This window comes from Microbacterium ureisolvens (assembly GCF_019511645.1).
Classification (GTDB): Bacteria; Actinomycetota; Actinomycetes; order Actinomycetales; family Microbacteriaceae; genus Microbacterium; species Microbacterium ureisolvens_A.
Genome location: NZ_JAEUAX010000002.1, coordinates 232,409 through 252,781 on the forward strand (window position 1 = coordinate 232,409; position 20,373 = coordinate 252,781).

The window sequence follows — 20,373 nt, forward strand, 5'->3', positions numbered from 1 at the left end:
GTACGAGGCGCGCCCCAGACGCGAGACGCTCCGGCGACGCCATCGGCGCCCGCTCGCGTCAGCGTCCGGAGACCTTGCCGAAAAGGCGCGCGATCGGTGCGAGCACCAGCGGCCGGGCGGCCACCCAGGCGGCGGCGATGACGACGAGGGACGCCACGAAGAACCAGAAGCCGGTCCAGTTGTCGGCGTACGCGTCCGGGTCGACGGAGCCCTGCGCAGCGTACATGTGGTTGAGGTTGCGCAGAGCGCCGGTCGCGAAGACGAGGAACACGTGCACCGCGATGAACACCACGAAGTAGAGCATCACCGGGAAGTGCACCGCGCGCGCCCACTCCACCGGGTAGGCCCTGTTCAGCCCGGCCGCGTTCTTCGGCCAGACGTGGCTCATCCGCACTCCCGTGGCGATCGCCAGCGGCGCGGCGAGGAACACGGTCGCGAAGTACGCGAGCTGCTGCAGCGAGTTGTAGTTCACCCACCCGTTCTCGGTGGGCCAGTCCAGCGACACGTACTGCAGTGCCGCCGACACGGCGTTCGGGAACACCTCCCACGACGTGGGCACGATCTTCATCCACTGCCCGGTGATGAACAGCAGCGCCACGAAGATCACGCCGTTCACGATCCACAGGATGTCGAGCGACTGGTGGAACCACAGGTTGAGGCTCATCTTGCGCCGGCCGTTGTTGCGCGGCGACCAGAACACGCTCGGTCGCTTGTCGGTGCGCACCTGCAGACCGCTGCGGATGATCAGCACCATCAGGAACACGTTGAAGAAGTGCTGCCATCCGAGCCACGCCGGAATGCCCACCGGCGCCCCTTCGGGCAGGTGGTACTCGCCCGGATATGCCGCGAGGAAGTCGACGCCCCAGGTCGTGCTGAGGAGCCAGCGGACCGCCAGCACCGCCATCCCGGCGGCGTACAGCAGTCCGGCGCCACCGACGATGACGGCGCCGGCCCACTGTCCCCGCGTGAACGGCCCGATGCGCTTCGGCTCCGGTGCCACCGCCGGGCGGGTCTTCGCGGTCGCTCCCGCCCACACGGTGCGGCGGAAGGGCAGCGGCTCCGACAGCGGAACCCCCGTCGCGGTGGCAGGTGCTGCGGGAGCGACGACCTCGGCGACTGGGGTCTCCGCATCCGCCGAGGTCTGCGCTGTCGCGACGGATGCTTCGGCCGCTGCGGCGACCACGGGAGCCGGCGCCGCAGCGCCCGGGCGCGGGAGACCGGTGCGCACCGGGCGCTCGGTCGGGGCGGACACGGTCGCCGCGGCATCCGTGACTGCCGCTGGGATCGCGGTCGGCGCGAGTCCGGCCGGGGGCCACGGCTCGCCGCCCGCCACGCGCGGGAGCCCGCGGCGCAGCGCCTTCGCGCCATCGCCGGCCGAGCTCGCAGCTTCGGGGGTCGCGACACGCGGGGCCGCAGCATCCGTTCCCGCGTGCTGCGCCACCTGAACCTGTGACTGGTCCGCAGCGGGCTGTTCGGGGGTCGCGACACGCGGGGTCGCAGCATCCGTTCCCGCGTGCTGCGCCGCCTGAACCACCGGCGACGAAGCGGCGAGCGTGGATGCCGGCGGCCACGGCTCCCCGCCGGCCACGCGCGGCAGACCACGGCGGATGCCTCGCGACGCAGCGGGCGCCGGTGCCTCGGGGTTCGCGACACCCGGGGTGGCAGCATCCGTTCCCGCGTGTTGCGCCACCAGACCCACCTCCGGGACAGCGGCAGCGCGCCCGGGGGTCGCGACACGCGGGGTCGATGTCTCGGATCCCGCGGGTTGTGTCGCCTGAACGGCCGAGACCGGCGCCTCGGCCGGCGCGGCACCGTTGCCGTTCGCGCCGGGCGCGGCGCCGGCGGGGGGCCAGGGCTCGCCGCCGGGCACGCGCGGCAGGCCGCGGCGCACCGTGGAACCGAACGTCGCCATGCCGGGTTACGCCTTCTTCGCCTCGAGCGCCGCGATCAGCTGCGGCACGACCGTGAACACGTCGCCGACGACGCCGAAATCCGCGATCTCGAAGATCGGGGCGTCGGGGTCCTTGTTGATCGCGACGATGGTCTTCGCGGTCTGCATGCCGGCCTTGTGCTGGATCGCACCCGAGATGCCCAGCGCCACGTACAGCTGCGGCGACACCGAGACCCCGGTCTGGCCGACCTGGTACGAGTACGGCACGTAGCCGGCGTCGACCGCGGCGCGCGACGCTCCGACCGCGGCGCCGAGCGCGTCGGCCAGCTGCTCGACGAGCGCGAACTTCTCGCCGGACCCCAGACCTCGTCCGCCCGACACCACGCGGGCGGCGCCGCGCAGCTCGGGACGCGACGACGACACCACGGCCTCGTCGACCGAGACCACGGTGGCGGCGCGACGACCCGACGCACGGACCTCGAGCGGCTCGGCCTCGACGCCGGTGACCGCCTCGGCGCGGGCGTCTATCGAGCCCTGCCGGATCGTGATGACCGGGGCGCCCCACGTGACGGCCGAGTCCACGTTGTACGCACCGCCGTACACCGAGTGGTGCGCGATCACGCCCTCCGCATCGCGCGAGACGCCGACCGCGTCCACCGCGACGCCCGACCGGGTGCGTGCGGCATACCGGCCGGCGACCTCGCGGCCCTCCACCGAGTTCGCCACGAGGATCGCGTCCGGACGCACCAGGTCGGCGGCCTCCGTCAGCGCGTCCACCCGAGGCACGGTCAGCCCGTCGCCGGCCGGCGCGACCAGGACCGATGCGGCGCCGAGGGCCGCAGCATCCGCCCCCAGAGCCGGGTCTCCGATGATCACCGCGACCGGCGTGCCCACCGAGGCTGCCGCGCCCAGCAGCTCGGCTGCCGTCTTGGCGAGCCCGCCGGAGGGCGTCGTGTCGAGGAGGACCAGGATCGAGTCATCTGCAAACGTCATGGGCGCTTCCTCACGCGAGCCGGTTCTGGACGAGGAACTCCGCGAGCTTCTGCCCCGCGTCCCCCTCGTCGACGATCTTGACGCCGGCCTCGCGCGGCGGCTTCTCACTGAGCCCGATCACGATCGACCGCGACGCGTCGGGGTCGTGCGGGTCGATCTCGAGCTCGGCGAGCGACAGCGTCTCGAACGGCTTCTTCTTCGCCGCCATGATGCCCTTGAAGTTGGGGAAGCGCGCGTCGGGCAGCGCCTCGGTGATCGAGATCACCGCCGGCAGCGTCGCCGTCACCTGCAGCGTGGCACCGTCGGACGCCCGTGTGCCCGAGACCTCGGCGTCGCCGATCTCCACCGAGCTCAGATACGTCGCCGACGGGACGTCGAGGATCTCGGCGATCATGGCGGGGATGATCCCGCCGACGCCGTCGGTCGAGAGGTTGCCGCCGATCACGAGGTCGAACCCGGTGCGCTGCAGCGCCGCCGCGAGAACCTCGGCCGTGAGCCCCAGATCCGCCCCGAGCAGCCCCTCGTCGACGACCTGCACGGCCGACGCGGCACCCATCGCGAGACCCTTGCGCACGGTCGCCGATGCCGATGCGGGCGTCATCGAGAGGACGACGACTTCGGTGCCGGGGGTCTTGTCGGCGTACGAGAGCGCCACTTCCAGGGCGCGCTCACCGATCTCGTCGAGCACCGTCTCGCTCGCGGCGCGATCGGCCAGGCCCGTCTCGAGAGACAGCTTGCGATCCCCATAGGTATCCGGGACTTCCTTGACCAGGACGACGATCTTCATACGATCTCCTCACGCTGGGCACGAGTCTATGGCTCGCTGCGCAATGTACCCAATCCCGTGAAATGAACCGGCGATGACTGACCCATGACCCGCCGTGTGTATACATAGAGCGCCGATTCGAGGCATCCGTCGTTCATCGTCACGCCCCGGACCGATACGGTGGGGACGAGGAGGTCGTCATGGCAGCACCCAAGCGCCTTCCGGTCGACCCGATCGCCGAGGCCAAGCGCCAGTGGATCGCCCATGGCTGGGAGGACGCCGCCGCGGGCATGACCGCCGTGACGTCGATCATCCGCGCGCAGCAGCTGCTGTTCGCCCGGATCGACACCGCTCTGAAGCCGTTCGGCCTGTCGTTCGCGCGGTACGAGATGCTGCGCCTGCTCGGCTTCACGAGAGAGGGGCGGATGCCGATGGCCAGCGCCATCGCCCGCCTGCAGGTGCACCCGACCAGCGTCACGAACACCGTCGACCGCCTGGCCCGCGACGGTCTGGTGTCGCGGGAGCCGCACCCGGGCGACGGCCGCGCGGCGATGCTCGTGCTCACCGACTCCGGCCGTGAGCTCGTGGAGCGGGCGACGACCGCGCTGAACACCGAGGTCTTCGAGGATCCCGGGCTCACCGACGCGGACACGACGGAGCTCGTGCGCATCATCGCGCGCTTGCGCAAGGACGCCGGCGACTTCACCGAGCCGAGACCCCAGCCCGACCCCCTCTGAGCGCACGGGGCTCCGGCTCTCCGCGAGACAGGGATTCCCGCCGAGACCGAGGACGTCGCCCTCGGTTCGGCGCGCATCCCCGGTCTCGGCGAGCGGGCTGGGGCTGTGTGCACGTCCGATTCAGCGCCCCGTGAACTCAGGGGCGCGCTTCTCCCGGAAGGCCGCCATCCCCTCCTTCTGATCCTCGGTGTCGAAGAGGCTCGCGAACACGTGCTTCTCGAGGCGCAGCCCTTCGGCCAGGGGGACCTCGAGCGCGGCGTCCAGCACGGCCTTCGCGGCGTACAGCGACGGAAGGCTCTTCGACGCGATCGCCTCTGCTGTCTTCTGCGCCTCGGCGAGCAGGTCGGCAGTGGGGACGACGCGCGAGACGAGTCCGGACCGCTCGGCTTCCCCAGCATCCATCATCCGTCCGGTGAGGATCAGCTCGGCCGCCTTGTAGTAGCCGACGGCGCGGATGAGGCGCTGCGAACCGCCCATGCCGGGAATGACCCCGAGGTTGATCTCGGGCTGGCCGAACTTCGCGGTGTCCGCGGCGAGGATGATGTCGCACATCATGGCGAGCTCGCAGCCGCCGCCGAGCGCGTAGCCCGAGACGGCCGCGATCACGGGCGTGCGGACGGCGGCGAACTGCGTCCAGCCGCCGAAGTGGTCGCCCATGAGCATCTCGAGCCCCGACTTGGACTCCATCTCCTTGATGTCGGCGCCGGCGGCGAACGCGCGCTCCGAGCCGGTGACGACGATCGCGCCGATCCCCTCATCGGCATCGAAGACGGATGCTGCGGCCACGACGTCGCGGCACACCTGAGAGTTCAGCGCGTTGAGCGCCTCGGGCCGGTTGAGGGTGATCCACCCGACCCGGCCGCGCGTCTCGACGAGGATCGTCTCGTACTCGGTGGTGTGGTCCTCGGTCATCGGTTCTCGCTTTCGTCTTGGGTCGTGGACATTCCACCAGAACAGGAGATCCGGCGGGGACGGGACGATTCCGCTCGAATCGCCCTGCCTCCGCCAGATCAGGAGATTTCGGCGAGCAGCCGGGCGGTCGGGGCGGAGCTCGGCTCAGTCGGAGAACTCGCGGATCGAGTTGATGATCCCCGAGAAGTCCTGGGTGGCGCCCGGGCCGTCGGCGTAGTGCGCGTAGATCTCGCGCGCGAGCATGCCCATGCGGGCATCGACTCCGGTGAGCTGGACGGCCTGCTCGGCAAGACCCAGGTCCTTGTTCATGAGGGCACCCGAGAAGCCGGGCTGGTAGCCCCGGTTCGCGGGACTCGTCGGCACCGGCCCCGGCACCGGGCAGTTCGTGGTGAGCGCCCAGCACTGCCCCGACGCGTTCGACGCCACGTCGAAGAGCGCCTGGTGCGACAGCCCCAGCCGCTCCCCCAGCACGAATGCCTCGGCCACCGCGATCTGCGACACCGCGAGGATCATGTTGTTGCACACCTTCGCGGCCTGACCGAGCCCGGCTCCGCCGCAGTGCACGACACGTCGCCCCATCGCCTCGAGCAGCGGCCGGGCCGCCGCGAAGTCCTCGTCGGTGCCGCCCACCATGAACGCGAGCGTCGCGTTCTCCGCGCCGACCACCCCGCCCGACACGGGGGCGTCGAGCGAGCGGTGCCCGGCCGCTTCGGCGAGCGCGTGCGCGGCGCGCGCCTCGTCCACGGCGATCGTCGAGCAGTCGATGAACAGTGCTCCGGATGCTGCGACCCCGAGCAGTCCTTCCGCCCCACCCGAACCCCGATAGGCGTCGAGAACCTGCGCGCCGGTCTGGAACATCGTGATGACGACGTCCGCGGCGGTGGCGGCATCCGTCCCCGAATCCGCGACGGTCAGCCCCGCGTCTCGCGCCGCATCGACCGCGGCGGGGAAGACGTCGAAGCCGACCACCTCGTGACCGGTGCCCGCGAGGTTGCGCGCCATGGGCAGGCCCATGTGGCCGAGCCCCAGGAATGCGATCTTCATGTAGACCTCCTCGTCCTGAGACCGTCAGTGCGCGAGCAGCTGGCGGCCGATGATCACGCGCATGATCTCGTTGGTCCCCTCAAGGATCTGATGCACGCGCAGATCGCGCACCACCTTCTCGATCCCGTAATCGTGGAGGTAGCCGTACCCCCCGTGCAGCTGCAGCGCCTGGTTCGCGACGGTGAAGCCCGCATCCGTCGCGAAGCGCTTGGCCATCGCGCACTGCATCGAGGCATCCGGAGCCTTCGCGTCGAGGGCGGCGGCGGCGTCCCGCACCAGGGCGCGCGCCGCGCGGAGCTCGGTGGCCATGTCGGCGAGCGCGAACACGACAGCCTGCTTCTCGGCGAGCGGCTCACCGAACGTGAAGCGCTCGTGAACGTACTTCACCGCACGGTCGAGCGCCCACTGCGCGCCGCCCAGCGAGCACGCGGCGATGTTGATGCGGCCGCCGTCCAGCGCCGACATCGCGATCTTGAAGCCCTGGCCTTCCCCGCCGAGGATGTGCGCCGCCGGCACCCGCACCTCGTCGAGGATCACCTGACGCGTGGGCTGGGCGTTCCACCCCATCTTGTGCTCGAGCTGGCCGAACGAGAGCCCGGGGGTGTCCGCCGGAACGACGAAGGCGGTGATGCCGCGGGCTCCGGCGTCGGCATCCGTGCGGGCCATGACGATGTAGACGGATGCCTCGCCCCCGCCCGAGATGAACTGCTTGACTCCGGTCAGCACATACTCGTCGCCCGAGCGGATCGCGCTCGTGGCGATGGCGGCGGCGTCCGATCCCGCCCCCGGCTCGGTGAGGCAGTAGCTGCCGAAGCCCTGCATCGATGTCAAGAGCGGCAGCCACTCCTGGCGCTGCGGCTCGCTGCCGTAGGCGTCGATCATCCACGCCACCATGTTGTGGATGGAGATGTAGGCGGCGATGGCGGGGTCGCCCTTCGCGAGCTCCTCGAAGATCAGCGCCGCGTCGGAGCGCGTGAGGCCCGAGCCGCCGACGTCCTCGCGGACATAGATGCCGCCGAGGCCGAGATCGCCGCCGAGGCGCAGGGTCTCGCGCGGGAAGTGCGACGACGCATCCCATTGCAGGGCGTGCGGCTCGAGTTCGGACTGTGCGAAGTCCCGCACGGCTTCGATGATGGCGGCGCGCTCGTCTTCGCTGATGGCGACGGGAGCGAGCACGGGGACAGGGGTGGCGTCCATTACGTCTCTCCGGTGAGTCAGGGTGACGGCTTCGTCACGACATCCAGAATACTAGGACATCCATGCAATTGCTCGGAAGCCCGTGCACCCGAATCGTCCAGTGCAGTTCTCCCGCACAGCGAGGCGGCCTCCACCTCCGGGTGGGGGCCGCCTCTGCGCGTCACTGGTCCCAGACCATGAACGGGCGCAATTCGAGCTGACCGTTGCGGGCCATCGGATGCCGCGACGCGATCTCGACCGCCTCATCCAGGTTCTCCACCTCGAGGATGTCGAACCCGCAGATGACCTCGGCGGTCTCGACGTACGGACCGCGGCTCGTGAGCACCTTGCCGCCGCGCACCTTCACCACCGTGGAGTCGGACTGCGGGGCGAGCACCTCGCCGATGACCCGCTTGCCGCTGGCGTCGAGCGGATCGACCCACAGGTCGACGTCCGACTCGTCGGCTTCCGCGTCGGGCTCGAGCGACGTGACGACGAACATCATGTACTTCATGGGGTGATCCTTCCGGTTGTGGGCGGCCGTCCGCCAGCCTCACTCCGGTCGTCGGACGGCCGACAGCGAGGTCGACACTTTCGCGCAGAAGTTTTCGGGCGCGTCGTCACCGCAGTGTGCGGGAGTGCGGTCGCCGGGCGATCGCGCCGCTGATCACCGCGGCGACGGCGCACAGCCCGGCCGCCGCGAACCATGCGACGGTGTACTGCCCGGTCTGGTCGCGCACGATCCCGGCGAGCACCGACGCGATGCCCGCACCGATCTGGTGGGCTGCGAACACCCACCCGAACACCAGCGGGCCTCGGTCGCCGAAGATCTCACGGCACAGAGCGATCGTCGGCGGCACGGTCGCGACCCAGTCGAGCCCATACACGACGATGAAGACGACGATGCTCGGCTCCAGGGTCGACGAGAGCAGGCTCGGCAGGAACAGCAGACTGATCCCGCGACCCGCGTAGTAGACCGCGAGCAGGATGCGGGGATTGAACCGGTCGGTGAGCCAGCCCGACAGCACCGTACCGGCGATGTCGAAGATGCCGACGACCGCGAGCAATCCGGCCGCGGTGGTCTGCGGCATCCCATGATCATGTGCACTGGGGATGAAGTGGGTGCCGACGAGCCCGTTCGTCGTGGCACCGCAGATGGCGAAGCCGGCCACGAGAGCCCAGAACGCGCGCACCTTCGACGCGTCGCGCAACGCCCGCAGCGCGAGTGCTGCCGCTCCGTCGCCCCGCGCCGGCCGGACCGCTGGTACCGGCGCCTTCTCGACGGCAGGGTCGGGTTCTCCGTAGCGCCCCACTCCCAGATCGGTCGGCCGGTCCCGGAGCAGCGCGAGGACGAGCGGCACGACGAGCAGCGCGCCGCTCGCGATGATGAGGGAGGCGACCCGCCAGCCGTAATCCTCGGCCGCGACGGCGATGATCGGCAGGAAGATGAGCTGACCGGTCGCGCTCCCGGCGGTCAGGACGCCCGAAACGAGCCCCCGTCGCTTCGCGAACCACGTGTCGGTCACGGTCGCGGCGAACACGAGCGCCATCGAGCCCGTGCCGAGGCCGATCAGCAGCCCCCACGTGAGCAGCAGCATCCACGGCGCGGTGACGAACACGGTGAGCGCCGCCCCCGCGGCGATCAACAGGAGCGCCGTCGCCGTGACCGCCCGGATGCCGAACCGCTGCATCAGGGCGGCCGCGAACGGCGCGGTGAGCCCGAAGAGCAGCAGGTTCAGCGTGACCGCGACCGACATCTCGGTGAGCGACCAGCCGAATTCCTCCTCGAGCGGCAGCATCAGCGCGCCGGGTGCCGCCCGGAACCCCGCCGCTCCGATCAGCGCGACGAGCGCGGTCGCCGCGACGAACCAGGCGGGATGGATCCGTCGCGAGCGGGGAACGGTCCCCACGCCCTCGGGTTCGTCGAGCCGGCTCACGCCGCCGACTTTGTGTGAAGAATGCGATCGCTGTCAAGTGGCGCGGGAGATCATCCTCCGGATGGACTCGGATGAGACTCCGGGCTGACGCGGTGGCGGGCCTCGCTCCGTAGCGTCGACGGCATGGTCAGCACCACGTCCACGATCCCGGTCACCCGTCGCCGCGAGCTCTCCGCTGCTGCGGCGCTGCTTCTCACCATCGGGGGCAACATCCTCGTCGTCACGATCGCCGCGCTCGCGGTCGCCGGTGTCGCCGTCGCGGCCGCCCTGGTGTTCGGGCCGCAGCTGATGGAACTGATCTAGTCGTCGACCGCAGCGGCGATCTGGTGCGCATCGGCAGCGTCATCAGAACTCCGCGCGTGACCCGCGCTGCGGACTCCCCTAGGCTCCCGCCATGACCGACGTCGCGACGCGCAAGCCCCGCCCCGGAACCAGCCTGCGGGGGTTCTCCGCCCCGATCCTGCTGTTCGCCGGCATCGTGCTCGTGCCCGCCACGCTGTCTCTTCTGGCGACGAGCTGGGAGGCGCCCGACGACCCCGCCTACATCCGGATGGCTTTCGCGAGCGTCGCCGGCTCGACGATCGCCATCGCGACGGTGGTGGGAGTGCTCGTCGACCGCGTCGTCCGCCGCGCGACGGTGTCGACGATCGCGCTCTTCGCCCTCATCGCCCTCGTCGTCGTGTTCTGGCAGCTGAGCACGATCTCGAGCGCCGCCGACACCCTGCTCGTCCGGATGAGTCTCTGACACGCACCGCGCCCGCTCGTCGCGACGACGGGCGGGCGCGGTGGTGTCGTGGCCTCAGCGGCGCTGGGTCTCGACCAGCACCACCGCCGTGCGGGCGGGCACCGTGACCGTCCCGGTCGAGGCGTTCCACGTGGTCGTCTTCACGACCGCGTCCGAGCCGTTCGCGAGCGCCGGCGTCAGGGCGAACGAGCGGCCCTTCAGCTCCGCGATCGTCTGGCTCGTCGCCTCGGTCCCCGCGTTGAAGACCACGAGGGCGCCCTTCAGAGTCGGGTCGACGTCCTTGCCCACGAGGTCGTCGATGAGCATCACGATCACGCCGGGGTCGGCATCCGTCCCGCTGTTCGGGAACGTCACCTTCTCGCCGATCAGCGCGGCAGACCCGAGCCGGAGCAGGCCGACCTCCTCACGCACGCGGAGCAGATCGAGAGCGGATGCCTCGGCCGTGGCGATGTCCGACGCCGCCGGCTTGTTCGCCGGGTTCGCCAGCAGCGGCTGCTTGATCGCCCACGAGGTGCCGTTGTCGGCCTCGCGCGGCAGACCCGACCCGAAAGTCGACTCCTGGCCGGTCCAGTCGATGCGGTTGAACCAGTCGCCCGAGTTGTAGCTGTTGCGGTCGAGCGACTTCGAGCGCAGCAGCTCGGTGCCGGCGTGCCAGAACGACGGGGTCTGTGCGAACGCGGTGGTCGCGAGCGACAGCGTGTTCATGCGCACGCGGTCGGCCATCGTGGTGTCGGCGGGGAGCTTGAGCACCGACAGGTCGTACAGCGTCTCGTTGTCGTGCGCGTCGACGTAGGTGATGATCTCGTCGGGCTGGTCGGCATACCCCGCCGGCGAGCCGCGGTAGTCCAGCTCGTCGCCCGCCTTCACGGCGCCCGTGTGGTCGGTCAGCGTGTAGTCACGGAGGTTTCCCGCGAGGCCCAGCTTCACGAGATCGGTCTGGTGCGCGAGGTCGGCGAGGGCCGCTTCGGCCGTGCCGTTGATCGGCGCGCCGTTGGGGTCGGTGCCGAGGCCGGTGCCGAAGCCCTGCTGCTGGATCGTCTCGCCGGCGACCGGGCTGCCGCCGTGGACGGCGTCGCGCAGCCTGTCGCTGAACGTGCCGATGCCCGTGCCGCCGAGCTGCCCCTGCGTGGCCTGCTCGAAGAGGGCGTTGTTCGCGACCTCGCCGAAGTTCCAGCCCTCGCCGTAGAGGTAGATCGCCTTGCCGTCGACCCCGTCGCCCTTGAGCGTGAGCTCGTCGAGCGCCGCACGGATCGCGAGCATGTTCTCCTTCGAGTGGTGGCCCATCAGGTCGAAGCGGAAGCCGTCGACCTTGTACTCACGGGCCCAGGTCACGACCGAGTCGACCATCAGCTTCTGCGCGACCTCGTGCTCCGTGGCCACGTTCTGGCAGCACGTCGACGTCTCGACGCCGCCCGCGAGGTTGAGGCGCTGGTAGTACCCGGGCACGACCTGGTCGAGCACCGAGGTCGGCGCCTGACCCGACGCCGAGGTGTGGTTGAACACCTGGTCGAGCACGACCTGCAGGCCCATGCCGTGCAGCGCCCCCACCATCGAGCGGAACTCCGCGACGCGCGCGCCGCCCTCGGGGTCGGTGGCATACGAGCCTTCGGGCACCGAGTAGTGGTACGGGTCGTAGCCCCAGTTGAAGCCGTCGGCGTCCACGATCTGGTCGATGCATGCCTGCTGCTCGGTGCTGTCGGCCGCGTACGACGCCAGGTCGCAGTCCGGAACGGCCTGCGAGGAGCGGTCCTCCTGGATCGTGGCGATGTCGAAGGTCGGCAGCAGATGCACCGTGTTGATGCCCGCGTCGGCGAGCTGGCGCAGCTGCGTCGTGCCCGCGCTGTCGCGCGAGAACGCCGCGTACGTGCCCCGTTCGGCCTCCGGCACCGACTCGTCGGTGATCGAGAAGTCACGCACGTGCAGCTCGTAGATCGCACGGTCGACCGGTCGGTCGATCGCGGGCGCCTTCGTCTTCTCCCAGCCCTTCGGACGCCACTGCTTGTCGTTCGGGTCGATCGCGACCGACCGCTCGGAGTTCGTCGTCAGCGCGACCGAGTACGGGTCCGTGACGTCGTTCGTCTCGATCTTGCCGGTGGTCGGGGCGTAGACGACGACCTCCCACAGGTACTCGTCGCCCTTCAGTGCCTTCGTGCCCTTCACCGTCCAGATTCCGGATGCTGCGTCCCACGCCGCCTCGTGGCGCACGGGGTCGCCATCGGCTCCGGCGTCCCACGTGAGCAGGGTCGCGCTCTGGGCGGTGGGCGCCCACAGGCGGAACGTCGGCTTGTCCTTCGAGAACGTCACACCGAGGTCGGCGTCGGCCAGCGCGTCCGCGTAGAGGTCGTCGAGCACACCCGGGATCTGCACCCCGGTGAAGCCCGAGAGCACGCCGTCGGCGTCGCGCTGCGACACCGCGAGCTGGCCGCGGACGAGGGCGGCAGCATCCGTCCCCGAAGGCACGCTCAGCGCGACGAAGTTCGCGAGAGCAGGGAAGTCGGCCTTCTGCTCGGCGGTCAGCCCGCTCTCGACCACCGTGAGCTCGACCACGTCACCACCCGTGATCTCGCCGTCCGAGAGTGCGATCGACGCGTCGGCCGAGGCGTGCAGCTGCCACGAGCCGTCGGCGGGCACGGCGCCGAGGTCGGCCGGCCAGGCGATCGTGTCGGCGTCGATCCAGTGCGCGCGATGCTCTCCCACACCGGCGAGCGGCGGGTCGGTCTCCTCGATCTCGAGCACGTGGGTCGCGAGGGTGTAGCGGAAGGCGATCAGCTTGCCGTCGCTCGCGCTGAACGAGTAGTTTGCGCCGCTCGGTGCTCCTCCCACGCCGTAGTTCTCGTTCCAGCCGAGGCCGTGCGCGACCTTGATCTCGTAGGCGCCGGCGGGGATCTCGTCGGTCGAGAACTCGTAGACGCCGTCCTTGTCGCCGTCGGCCATGAGTGTCGCGAGGCAGCCCGGATCCCAGTCGCCGGCGCAGCCCAGCTCGCTCTGCGCGGAACCCGGCAGCGTGACGGTCGGGCCCTCAGCAGTCGACTGCACGATGTTCGAGCGCGGGTCGAAGTAGAACGTGATCGGCCCGCCGGCGTGCGCGATGGTGATGTTCGCGCCGCCCGGGGCGCCGTTCGCGCCGTAGTTGACGTCCCACGTGCCGTTGATCGCGACCTTGTACTCGTACGTGTTCGCCGGAAGGTCGAAGGTGCCCGCCCAGATGCCGTCCGCACGGAGCGTGAGCTTCGCCGCCTCGCAGCCCGGGGTCCAGTCGCCGGCGCAGCCCATCTCGGAGTTGAGGTTTCCGGGCACGGTCACCATGTCGATCGGCGACTCGGGCTCCTCCTCGACGACGAGCGACACCGCGTTGCCCACCGACGCGTAGGTCGACGCGGCGGCGTGGCGCCCGGCGGCGTCGGTCGTGACCGCGCGGTACTCGACGAGCGTGCCGTTCGCGAGGCCCTCGACCGTGTGGAAGACGCGGGGGTCAGTGTCTTCGGCGGTCCCCAGCGCATGCCACTCATCGGCCCCGGCGACACGCCACGAGAAGCTCGTCTCCTGCCACGTCGCATCGTCCACGTCCGCGCTGATCGCGACCGATCCCGTGAGCCCCGCACCAGCGTTCGGCGCGCTCACCGAGATGGCGAGCGGCGACTCCGGAGCCGCCACCGTGGTCCCGGCGCGGTAGACGACGGCCGACAGGGCGGGGACGCTGACGGAGGCCACGGCCGAGGCATCCGTCGACACCGCCGCGTCGGCGCCGTACACGGGAGCGAACGAGGCGTCCGGGGTGAGCGTCGTGACGTTCACGGTCTTCGCCGCCGTCGTGTTGTTCAGCGCGACCAGGTACTCGACCTTCTCGTCGCGGTCGACACGGGAGAAGGCGTAGACGCCGGCGCCGTTGTCGGCGTAGCGCTCGATCTGCGCACCGGTCACGAGGGCGGGGTGCGCCTCCCGCAGCGCGGCCAGATCGGCGATCCGCTCGTAGACCGGCGCGTTCGGGTCGTAGCGGTCGACCGATCCGGCGGTCGTGCCGTCGATGAGCTTCTCGTTCTGGTACTGGGCGACCTCGGTCGCGAAGAGCGTCTGGCGCGCGTCCTTGTCGCCGCCCGCGCCGGCGAAGCCCTGCTCGTCGCCGTAGTAGACGACGGGCTGGCCGCGGCCGAGGAACATCAGGTCGTGTGCGAGCAGGTCGCGCTCGAGCGCGTTCGGGGTCGACTGCAGCATGTAGCCGACGCGGCCCATGTCGTGGTTGCCGAGGAAGGTCGGCAGCGCCGTGGCCGACGTGTCGGTCGTCGTGTACCAGTCGTCGCCCGCGTACAGCGCCTGCAGCCCCTTCGCGCTGTTGCCCGCGGCGAAGCTCACGGCCGAGGACTGGAAGGTGAAGTCGAGCACCGAGTTCATGTCGGTGTCGCGGACGTACGGCGACAGCTTCACGGGGTCGGCGTCGTAGACCTCGCCGAACATGAAGAAGTCCTTCTTGCCGAGGGAGTGGGCGTAGTCGAGCACCTCCGTGGTCCACTGCTCCCAGAACTCGAAGTTCACATGCTTGGCGGTGTCGATGCGGAAACCGTCGATCCCGAGATCGATCCAGTCCTGGTAGACGTCGACGAAGCCGTTCACGACGGTGGGGTGCTCGGTCATCAGGTCGTCGAGTCCCGAGAAGTCGCCGTAGGTGACCGACTCGCCCGACCACGTCGAGTCGCCGCGGTTGTGGTACAGCGTGGGGTCGTTCAGCCAGGCCGGAACCTTCGCGGTCGCGTCGCTCACGACCGGCGTGTAGGGGAACGAGGTCGCGGCATCGAGCGCGGGGAAGGTGTCGGTGCCCGCGTAGTCGGCGGGGTCGAAGGCGGTGCCCGACGCATCCTTGTAGGGGCTCGTCGCCTGGTCGATGTACGAGTACTGGCCCTGGGTGTTCGAGATCAGGTCGGCGGTGTGGTTCGTGATGATGTCGAAGTAGACCTTGATCCCCTTGGCATGCGCCTCGGAGATGAGCGCCTCCAGCTCCGCGTTGGTGCCGAGGTGAGGGTCGATCTGCGTGAAGTCGGTGATCCAGTACCCGTGGTAGCCGGCGCTCGCGTTCGCCCCCTCGCCCTGCACCGGGTTGTTCTTGAAGCTCGGGGTCAGCCAGATCGCCGTGGTGCCGAGGCCGTCGATGTAGTCGAGCTTCTCGCGCAGGCCCGCGATGTCGCCGCCGTTGTAGAAGCCCTTGTCGGTCGGGTCGAAACCGGTCGTGAGCCGGTCACCCGTGAGCGCTCCCTGGTCGTTCGCCGTGTCGCCGTTGGCGAAGCGATCGGTCATCACGAAGTAGAACTGCTCCTGGCTGCCCGGCTGCCGGGCGGGCGCCGCGACGAGCGCATCGTCGTCGGCGGTGTACCCGGCGCGCAGGCTCTTCGCCTCGAGGCCCACGCGGTGGGTGTTGTCGTCGAAGACGAACCGCAGCGTCGCCGGTCCGCCGATCGTGAGCGGGATGTTGTCGCTGCCGCCGTTCAGCCCGTACGACTCGTCCCACGCGTCGTTGACGGCGACCTTGTACTCGTACGAGCCGGCCGGCACCTCGAACTCCGCCGCATAGACCCCCGCGGTATCGGTCGCGGTGAGCTCGGTCGCCGCGCAATCGGGCTTCCAGTCGTCGGCGCATCCGAGTTCGGACTGCAGGCTGCCGACGAGGGCGAACGTGCGCTCGGCGGCGGCCGCGGGGGCGATCGCGACCGCTCCCCCCGTCGCGATGAGCGCCGCCGCGGCAAGGCTGGCGGTGAGTATGCGGGCACGTCCTGGGGTCGACTTCGACACGGGGGCTCCTGGGGTGGGGCGATGGGCACGCCGACGTGCCCGCGGTGCAGTTGTGCGGCCGACACTAACAGCGGCGTCGCGAGAATTGCAAGCGCTTACAGCATGAGAGGGCTTTCATCGAGCGGATGCTGCGGGCCGACGCATCCATTTGCCTCCCGTTCACGCAACCGCTTGCATAGCGACGACAATCGACCGAAGGTCACAAGTTGGTACCGCCCGCCCCTGCGTACCTCCGTGCGGCGCACACTGGACTGCATGTGGTGGAGGTTCCTCAAGGCACTCAGGGGCGGTGAGCACCGCCTCGCCCCGACGACGTGGATCGCCGCGACCGCCGCGGTCGTCTACGCGATCTCGCCGATCGATCTGATCCCCGAGCTCGTACTCGGGCCCCTAGGTATCACCGACGACCTCGGCGTCTGGAGCATCCTCGCCCTGCTCGTGGTGCGCGAGCACGATCGGTGGCAGGCAGCCCTGAAGGCGCCGTAGCCGTCAGCCGGCGGCGCCTTCTGGGCCCTAGAGCCTCTCGACGATCGTCGCGTTGGCCATGCCGCCGCCCTCGCACATCGTCTGCAGCCCGTAGCGGCCGCCGGTCGCCTCGAGATGCGACAGCAGCGTGCCGAGCAGGCGCGTGCCCGAGGCACCGACGGCGTGGCCGAGGGCGATCGCGCCGCCCCACGGGTTCAGCTTCGCGGGGTCGGCGTCGAGGTCGTGCTGCCACGCGAGCGGCACCGAGGCGAACGCCTCGTTCACCTCGTACGCGTCGAGGTCGCCGATCTTCAGGCCGCTGCGCTCGAGGATCCGCCGGGTCGCCGGGATCGGGCCGGTGAGCATCATGATCGGGTCGTCGCCGACGACGGCGAACGCGTGGAAGCGCGCCCGTGGCGTGAGGCCGAGTTCGGCCGCCTTCTGTTCGCTCATGATCAGGGCAGCGGATGCCGCGTCCGTGAGCGGCGACGAATTGCCCGCCGTGATGCGCCAGTCGACGTCCGGGAAGCGGGCCGCGAGCTCGTCCGTGCGGAACGCGGGTTTCAGTGCGGCGAGCGACTCCACGGTCGTGCCGGCGCGCACCGTCTCGTCGAACGCCACCGCCTCGGCGTCACCGCCCAGCACCGGCACGACCTGCGAGTCGAACGCACCGCGCTCCCAGGCATCCGCCGCCCGCCGGTGCGATTCGGCGGAGTACGCGTCGAGCTGCTCGCGACTGAAGCCCCACTTCTGCGCGATGAGTTCGGCCGAGACACCCTGGTTCACGAGGCCGTCGGGGTAGCGGTGCACGAGGCCAGGAGCTTTCGTGCCGCCGACACGCGACGAGCCGAGCGGCACGCGACTCATCGACTCCACCCCTGCGGCGATCACGATGTCGTACGCGCCGGCGATCACGCCCTGCGCCGCGAAGTGCGCGGCCTGCTGGCTCGAGCCGCACTGGCGGTCGACGGTCACCGCGGGCACGCTCTCAGCGAAGCCCGCCGCGAGCACAGCGTGCCGCGCGATGTTCATCGCCTGGTCCCCGACCTGGCTCACGCATCCCACCAGCACGTCGTCGATCTGCCGCGACTCGAGACCGCTTCGTTCGAGCAGTGAGCTGAGCACCCCCGCGACGAGATCCACGGGGTGCACGTCGCTGAGCGCTCCCCCGGGCTTGCCGCGCCCGGACGGGGTGCGGATCACATCGACGATGACGGCGTGGGGCATGGGAGACCTCCTCCCCAGAAGCCTAAGACGGTGAAGGATGCTGCGGCCCGTCGCTCGCGCACGGGGCCGCAGCATCCGGGATCAGCCGCGGCCGTCGGGGGTCGCGTAGGTGCTGCGCTGCTCGATGACGGCGAGGGTGCAGCGCGAGACGCACACGAGACGGCCGGCCTCATCGGTGATGCGGATCTCCCACACGTGCACGCGGCGTCCCACGTTGATGGGCGTCACCGTGCCGACCACCCAGCCCGAGGAGATCGGGCGCAAGTGGTTGGCGTTGATCTCCATGCCCACCACGTGGAACCGCTCACGGTCCACGGCGAGGTACCCGGCCCACGACGCGAGGGTCTCGGCGAGCGCCACCGATGCCCCGCCGTGAAGCACCCCCGCCGGTTGCACGGAGCGGTGGTCCACCGGCATCCGTCCGACCAGCGCGTCATCGCGGATCGCGACGATCTCGATGCCGAGGTTCTCGATGAGCGTTCCCGGCGCCATCGCCGACAGGTCGATGGCGGCGACGTCGCCGAACCAGAGGCTCACGCGCTCACCCCGCGGCTTCCTCTTCACGCTCGGCGGCCGCCAGGTGCGCAGCATCCGCGACGTAGCCCTCGATGTGGCGCTCATCCGGGCCGTTGTACTCCGACAGAGGGCGGATGAGCGCGTTCGAGGCGAGCTGCTCCATGATGTGGGCGGTCCAGCCTGTGACGCGCGCCGCGACGAACAGCGGCGTGAAGGTCAGCGTGTCGAAGCCCATGAGGTTGTAGGCAGGACCGGACGGGTAGTCGAGGTTCGGGTAGATGCCCTTGCGGCTCACGAACTCGCTCTCGAGGGTCTCGTAGAGCGCGGCCACGTCACGCCGGCCGTAGTGCTCGACCAGGGTGTCCAGCGCCGTCTTCATCGTCGGCACGCGCGAGTCCCCCTTCTTGTACACGCGGTGGCCGAAGCCCATGATCTTGCGCTTCTCGGCGAGCGCCTGATCCAGCCAGGGTCCGACGTTCTCGGCGGTGCCGATCTCGTCGAAGATGTGCAGGACGGCTTCGTTGGCGCCGCCATGCAGCGGCCCCTTGAGCGCGCCGATCGCCGCCACCACCGCCGAGTACAGGTCGCTGAGAGTCGACGTCACCACCCGGGCGGTGAATGTCGAGGCATTGAACGAGTGCTCCGCATAGAGGATCATCGAGCGGTTGAACGCGTCGACGACGACGTCGTCGGCCTGCTCGTCGAAGGTCATCCACAGGAAGTTGGCGGCGTAGTCGAGATCGTCCCGCGGCGCGACCGGCTGCTGGCCGCGCCGCCGGCGCTGCCCGTACGCGACGATCGCCGGAAGGACGGCGAACAGACGGATGCTTCGCGCGAGGTTCTCGTCGACGCTGCCGCTCACCTCGAGCACCGAGCCGGTTCCGGCGAGGTCGCGCGCGCCGATCAGGCTCACCGCGGTGCGCACCTCGTCCATCGGGTGCGCGTCGATCGGCACGAGGTCGATCGCCGCACGCACGTCGGCGGGCAGGTGCCGGTAGGCGCGCTCCGTCGCACGCAGCTGAGCGAGCTGCACGTCGGTCGGAAGCTCGCCGTGCCACAGGAGGTACGCGACCGCTTCGAACGGCTGCGTCGCGGCGAGCTCCTGCACCGGGTATCCGCGGTACAGCAGCGAGTTGGTCTCGGGGTTGACCTTCGAGACCGCCGTGTAATCCACGACGACGCCGGCGAGGCCCTTCTTGATGTCGGGTTCGGTCATGACTGCTCCTTCGGGTCAGTGACTCAGCGCTGGATCTGGAAGTTGAAGACGTCCTGGTCGAAGTGGTTGTAGTGCTCGTAATCGATGAGGTCGTAGAGGTCGGCGCGGTGCTGCATCTCGCCGAGCTTCGAGGTGAGGTGCCCGTCGTCGATGAGCGTATCGAGGGCACGGGATGCTGCGCCCATCGCGATCCGCAGCAGCGAGACCGGCCAGATCACGATGTTGACGCCGACGCCCTCCAGCTGGTCTACCGAGAACAGCTCCGACTTGCCGAACTCCGTCATGTTGGCGAGGATCGGCACGTCCACGGCGGCGCGGATCGCGGCGAACTCCTCGAGCGTGCGCATCGCCTCGGGGAAGATCGCATCGGCGCCGGCGTCGACGAGCGCCTTCGCGCGGTCGGTCGCAGCATCCAACCCCTCCACGGCGCGGATGTCGGTGCGCGCCATGATGAGGAAGTTCGGGTCGCGGCGCGCGTCGGCGGCCGCCCGGATGCGCTTGATCGCGGTGTCCTCGTCCACGACGGCCTTGCCGTCGAGGTGGCCGCAGCGTTTCGGGTTGATCTGATCCTCGATGTGCGCGCCGGCGAGGCCGGCGTCCTCGAGCGTCTGGATCGTGCGGGCCACGTTCATGGGTTCGCCGAAGCCCGTGTCGGCGTCGATGATGGCCGGCAGGTCGGTCATGCGCGCGATCTGCTGGCCCCGCGCGGCGACCTCGGTGAGCGTCGTGAGCCCGATGTCGGGGAGCCCCAGGTCGGCGGAGAGCACCGCCCCTGAGATGTACACGCCCTCGAATCCCTTGCGCTCGATGAGCCGGGCGGACAGCGGATTGAAGGCGCCGGGGAACCGCAGCAGCTCAGCCGAGGAGAGCCGCTCGCGGAACAGCCGCCGCTTCTCGTGCGCCGGAACGGTCGAGTACAGCATCAGCGAGTCCGCCCTTCACAGAGTTCGCAGTATCCGGCGAATCTCGC

At 70.0% G+C, this 20,373-nt stretch carries 17 protein-coding genes; 4 read left to right on the forward strand and 13 right to left on the reverse strand.

Annotated features, from left to right (window positions below; translation table 11 throughout):
* Positions 1-58: 58 nt before the first annotated feature.
* Genes JNB61_RS05220 through JNB61_RS05230 form a run of 3 tightly spaced genes read right to left on the reverse strand, consistent with a single transcriptional unit; the run spans position 59 to position 3,671 of the window.
* Positions 59-1,912, reverse strand: a complete 1,854-nt coding sequence (locus JNB61_RS05220; RefSeq protein ID WP_220338950.1) for a cytochrome b/b6 domain-containing protein — start codon at positions 1,910-1,912, stop codon at positions 59-61.
* 6 nt (positions 1,913-1,918) lie between these two features.
* The gene (locus JNB61_RS05225; RefSeq protein WP_220288500.1) at positions 1,919-2,884 is read right to left on the reverse strand and encodes an electron transfer flavoprotein subunit alpha/FixB family protein; all 966 of its coding nucleotides are present in this window, start codon (positions 2,882-2,884) and stop codon (positions 1,919-1,921) included.
* A 10-nt stretch (positions 2,885-2,894) separates the two neighbouring features.
* Positions 2,895-3,671, reverse strand: a complete 777-nt coding sequence (locus JNB61_RS05230; RefSeq protein WP_220288499.1) for an electron transfer flavoprotein subunit beta/FixA family protein — start codon at positions 3,669-3,671, stop codon at positions 2,895-2,897.
* Positions 3,672-3,850: 179 nt separating this feature from the next.
* Here JNB61_RS05230 and JNB61_RS05235 point away from each other — a divergent pair, with 179 nt between their 5' ends.
* The gene (locus JNB61_RS05235) at positions 3,851-4,387 is read left to right on the forward strand and encodes a MarR family winged helix-turn-helix transcriptional regulator (RefSeq protein WP_220288498.1); all 537 of its coding nucleotides are present in this window, start codon (positions 3,851-3,853) and stop codon (positions 4,385-4,387) included.
* Positions 4,388-4,507: 120 nt separating this feature from the next.
* Here JNB61_RS05235 and JNB61_RS05240 read toward each other — a convergent pair whose 3' ends face one another.
* The 5 genes from JNB61_RS05240 to JNB61_RS05260 form a co-directional block, all read right to left on the reverse strand.
* Complete coding sequence (locus JNB61_RS05240; protein WP_220338951.1) at positions 4,508-5,299, reverse strand: enoyl-CoA hydratase; 792 nt, start codon at positions 5,297-5,299, stop codon at positions 4,508-4,510.
* A 144-nt stretch (positions 5,300-5,443) separates the two neighbouring features.
* Positions 5,444-6,343, reverse strand: a complete 900-nt coding sequence (gene mmsB, locus JNB61_RS05245) for a 3-hydroxyisobutyrate dehydrogenase (RefSeq protein ID WP_220338952.1) — start codon at positions 6,341-6,343, stop codon at positions 5,444-5,446.
* Positions 6,344-6,367: 24 nt separating this feature from the next.
* The gene (locus JNB61_RS05250; protein ID WP_220338953.1) at positions 6,368-7,540 is read right to left on the reverse strand and encodes an acyl-CoA dehydrogenase family protein; all 1,173 of its coding nucleotides are present in this window, start codon (positions 7,538-7,540) and stop codon (positions 6,368-6,370) included.
* A gap of 160 nt (positions 7,541-7,700) precedes the next feature.
* On the reverse strand, positions 7,701-8,033 hold the full coding sequence (locus JNB61_RS05255) for a YciI family protein (RefSeq protein ID WP_159841342.1): 333 nt from the start codon (positions 8,031-8,033) through the stop codon (positions 7,701-7,703).
* A 106-nt stretch (positions 8,034-8,139) separates the two neighbouring features.
* Positions 8,140-9,456 carry an MFS transporter gene (locus JNB61_RS05260; protein WP_220288494.1) on the reverse strand — a complete coding sequence of 439 codons (1,317 nt, stop codon included), beginning with the start codon at positions 9,454-9,456 and terminating at the stop codon, positions 8,140-8,142.
* Positions 9,457-9,579: 123 nt separating this feature from the next.
* On the opposite strand from JNB61_RS05260, the gene JNB61_RS05265 reads away from it, so the two are divergent.
* Together JNB61_RS05265 and JNB61_RS05270 are read left to right on the forward strand one after the other, a co-directional pair.
* Entirely contained in the window at positions 9,580-9,759 is a 180-nt protein-coding gene (locus JNB61_RS05265) for a hypothetical protein (RefSeq protein ID WP_220288493.1), read from the forward strand.
* Between the two features lie 91 nt (positions 9,760-9,850).
* Positions 9,851-10,201, forward strand: a complete 351-nt coding sequence (locus JNB61_RS05270) for a hypothetical protein (RefSeq protein WP_220338954.1) — start codon at positions 9,851-9,853, stop codon at positions 10,199-10,201.
* A gap of 54 nt (positions 10,202-10,255) precedes the next feature.
* Here the strand turns inward: JNB61_RS05270 and pulA are convergent, their stop codons facing one another.
* A complete protein-coding gene (gene pulA / locus JNB61_RS05275) occupies positions 10,256-15,979 on the reverse strand; it encodes a pullulanase-type alpha-1,6-glucosidase (RefSeq protein ID WP_220338955.1) in 5,724 nt (1,907 codons plus the stop codon).
* Between the two features lie 255 nt (positions 15,980-16,234).
* Here pulA and JNB61_RS05280 point away from each other — a divergent pair, with 255 nt between their 5' ends.
* On the forward strand, positions 16,235-16,465 hold the full coding sequence (locus JNB61_RS05280; protein WP_220338956.1) for a YkvA family protein: 231 nt from the start codon (positions 16,235-16,237) through the stop codon (positions 16,463-16,465).
* 27 nt (positions 16,466-16,492) lie between these two features.
* Here JNB61_RS05280 and JNB61_RS05285 read toward each other — a convergent pair whose 3' ends face one another.
* From JNB61_RS05285 to prpB, 4 genes are all read right to left on the reverse strand, one after another.
* Positions 16,493-17,671 carry a thiolase family protein gene (locus tag JNB61_RS05285; RefSeq protein ID WP_220338957.1) on the reverse strand — a complete coding sequence of 393 codons (1,179 nt, stop codon included), beginning with the start codon at positions 17,669-17,671 and terminating at the stop codon, positions 16,493-16,495.
* An 81-nt stretch (positions 17,672-17,752) separates the two neighbouring features.
* The gene (locus JNB61_RS05290; protein ID WP_159841330.1) at positions 17,753-18,208 is read right to left on the reverse strand and encodes a hotdog fold thioesterase; all 456 of its coding nucleotides are present in this window, start codon (positions 18,206-18,208) and stop codon (positions 17,753-17,755) included.
* Positions 18,209-18,212: 4 nt separating this feature from the next.
* The gene (locus JNB61_RS05295) at positions 18,213-19,403 is read right to left on the reverse strand and encodes a bifunctional 2-methylcitrate synthase/citrate synthase (protein ID WP_220338958.1); all 1,191 of its coding nucleotides are present in this window, start codon (positions 19,401-19,403) and stop codon (positions 18,213-18,215) included.
* A 23-nt stretch (positions 19,404-19,426) separates the two neighbouring features.
* Entirely contained in the window at positions 19,427-20,326 is a 900-nt protein-coding gene (prpB, locus tag JNB61_RS05300) for a methylisocitrate lyase (RefSeq protein ID WP_220338959.1), read from the reverse strand.
* Between the last annotated feature and the right edge of the window lie 47 nt (positions 20,327-20,373).

Coding starts and splice junctions, on each gene's coding strand:
- prpB (WP_220338959.1), bottom strand. CDS start 20,326: ATGCTGTACTCGACCGTTCCGGCGCACGAGAAGCGGCGGCTGTTCCGC.
- JNB61_RS05230 (WP_220288499.1), bottom strand. CDS start 3,671: ATGAAGATCGTCGTCCTGGTCAAGGAAGTCCCGGATACCTATGGGGAT.
- JNB61_RS05255 (WP_159841342.1), bottom strand. CDS start 8,033: ATGAAGTACATGATGTTCGTCGTCACGTCGCTCGAGCCCGACGCGGAA.
- JNB61_RS05280 (WP_220338956.1), top strand. CDS start 16,235: ATGTGGTGGAGGTTCCTCAAGGCACTCAGGGGCGGTGAGCACCGCCTC.
- JNB61_RS05235 (WP_220288498.1), top strand. CDS start 3,851: ATGGCAGCACCCAAGCGCCTTCCGGTCGACCCGATCGCCGAGGCCAAG.
- JNB61_RS05250 (WP_220338953.1), bottom strand. CDS start 7,540: ATGGACGCCACCCCTGTCCCCGTGCTCGCTCCCGTCGCCATCAGCGAA.
- JNB61_RS05225 (WP_220288500.1), bottom strand. CDS start 2,884: ATGACGTTTGCAGATGACTCGATCCTGGTCCTCCTCGACACGACGCCC.
- JNB61_RS05265 (WP_220288493.1), top strand. CDS start 9,580: ATGGTCAGCACCACGTCCACGATCCCGGTCACCCGTCGCCGCGAGCTC.
- JNB61_RS05295 (WP_220338958.1), bottom strand. CDS start 19,403: ATGACCGAACCCGACATCAAGAAGGGCCTCGCCGGCGTCGTCGTGGAT.
- JNB61_RS05240 (WP_220338951.1), bottom strand. CDS start 5,299: ATGACCGAGGACCACACCACCGAGTACGAGACGATCCTCGTCGAGACG.
- JNB61_RS05270 (WP_220338954.1), top strand. CDS start 9,851: ATGACCGACGTCGCGACGCGCAAGCCCCGCCCCGGAACCAGCCTGCGG.
- JNB61_RS05285 (WP_220338957.1), bottom strand. CDS start 17,671: ATGCCCCACGCCGTCATCGTCGATGTGATCCGCACCCCGTCCGGGCGC.
- JNB61_RS05220 (WP_220338950.1), bottom strand. CDS start 1,912: ATGGCGACGTTCGGTTCCACGGTGCGCCGCGGCCTGCCGCGCGTGCCC.
- mmsB (WP_220338952.1), bottom strand. CDS start 6,343: ATGAAGATCGCATTCCTGGGGCTCGGCCACATGGGCCTGCCCATGGCG.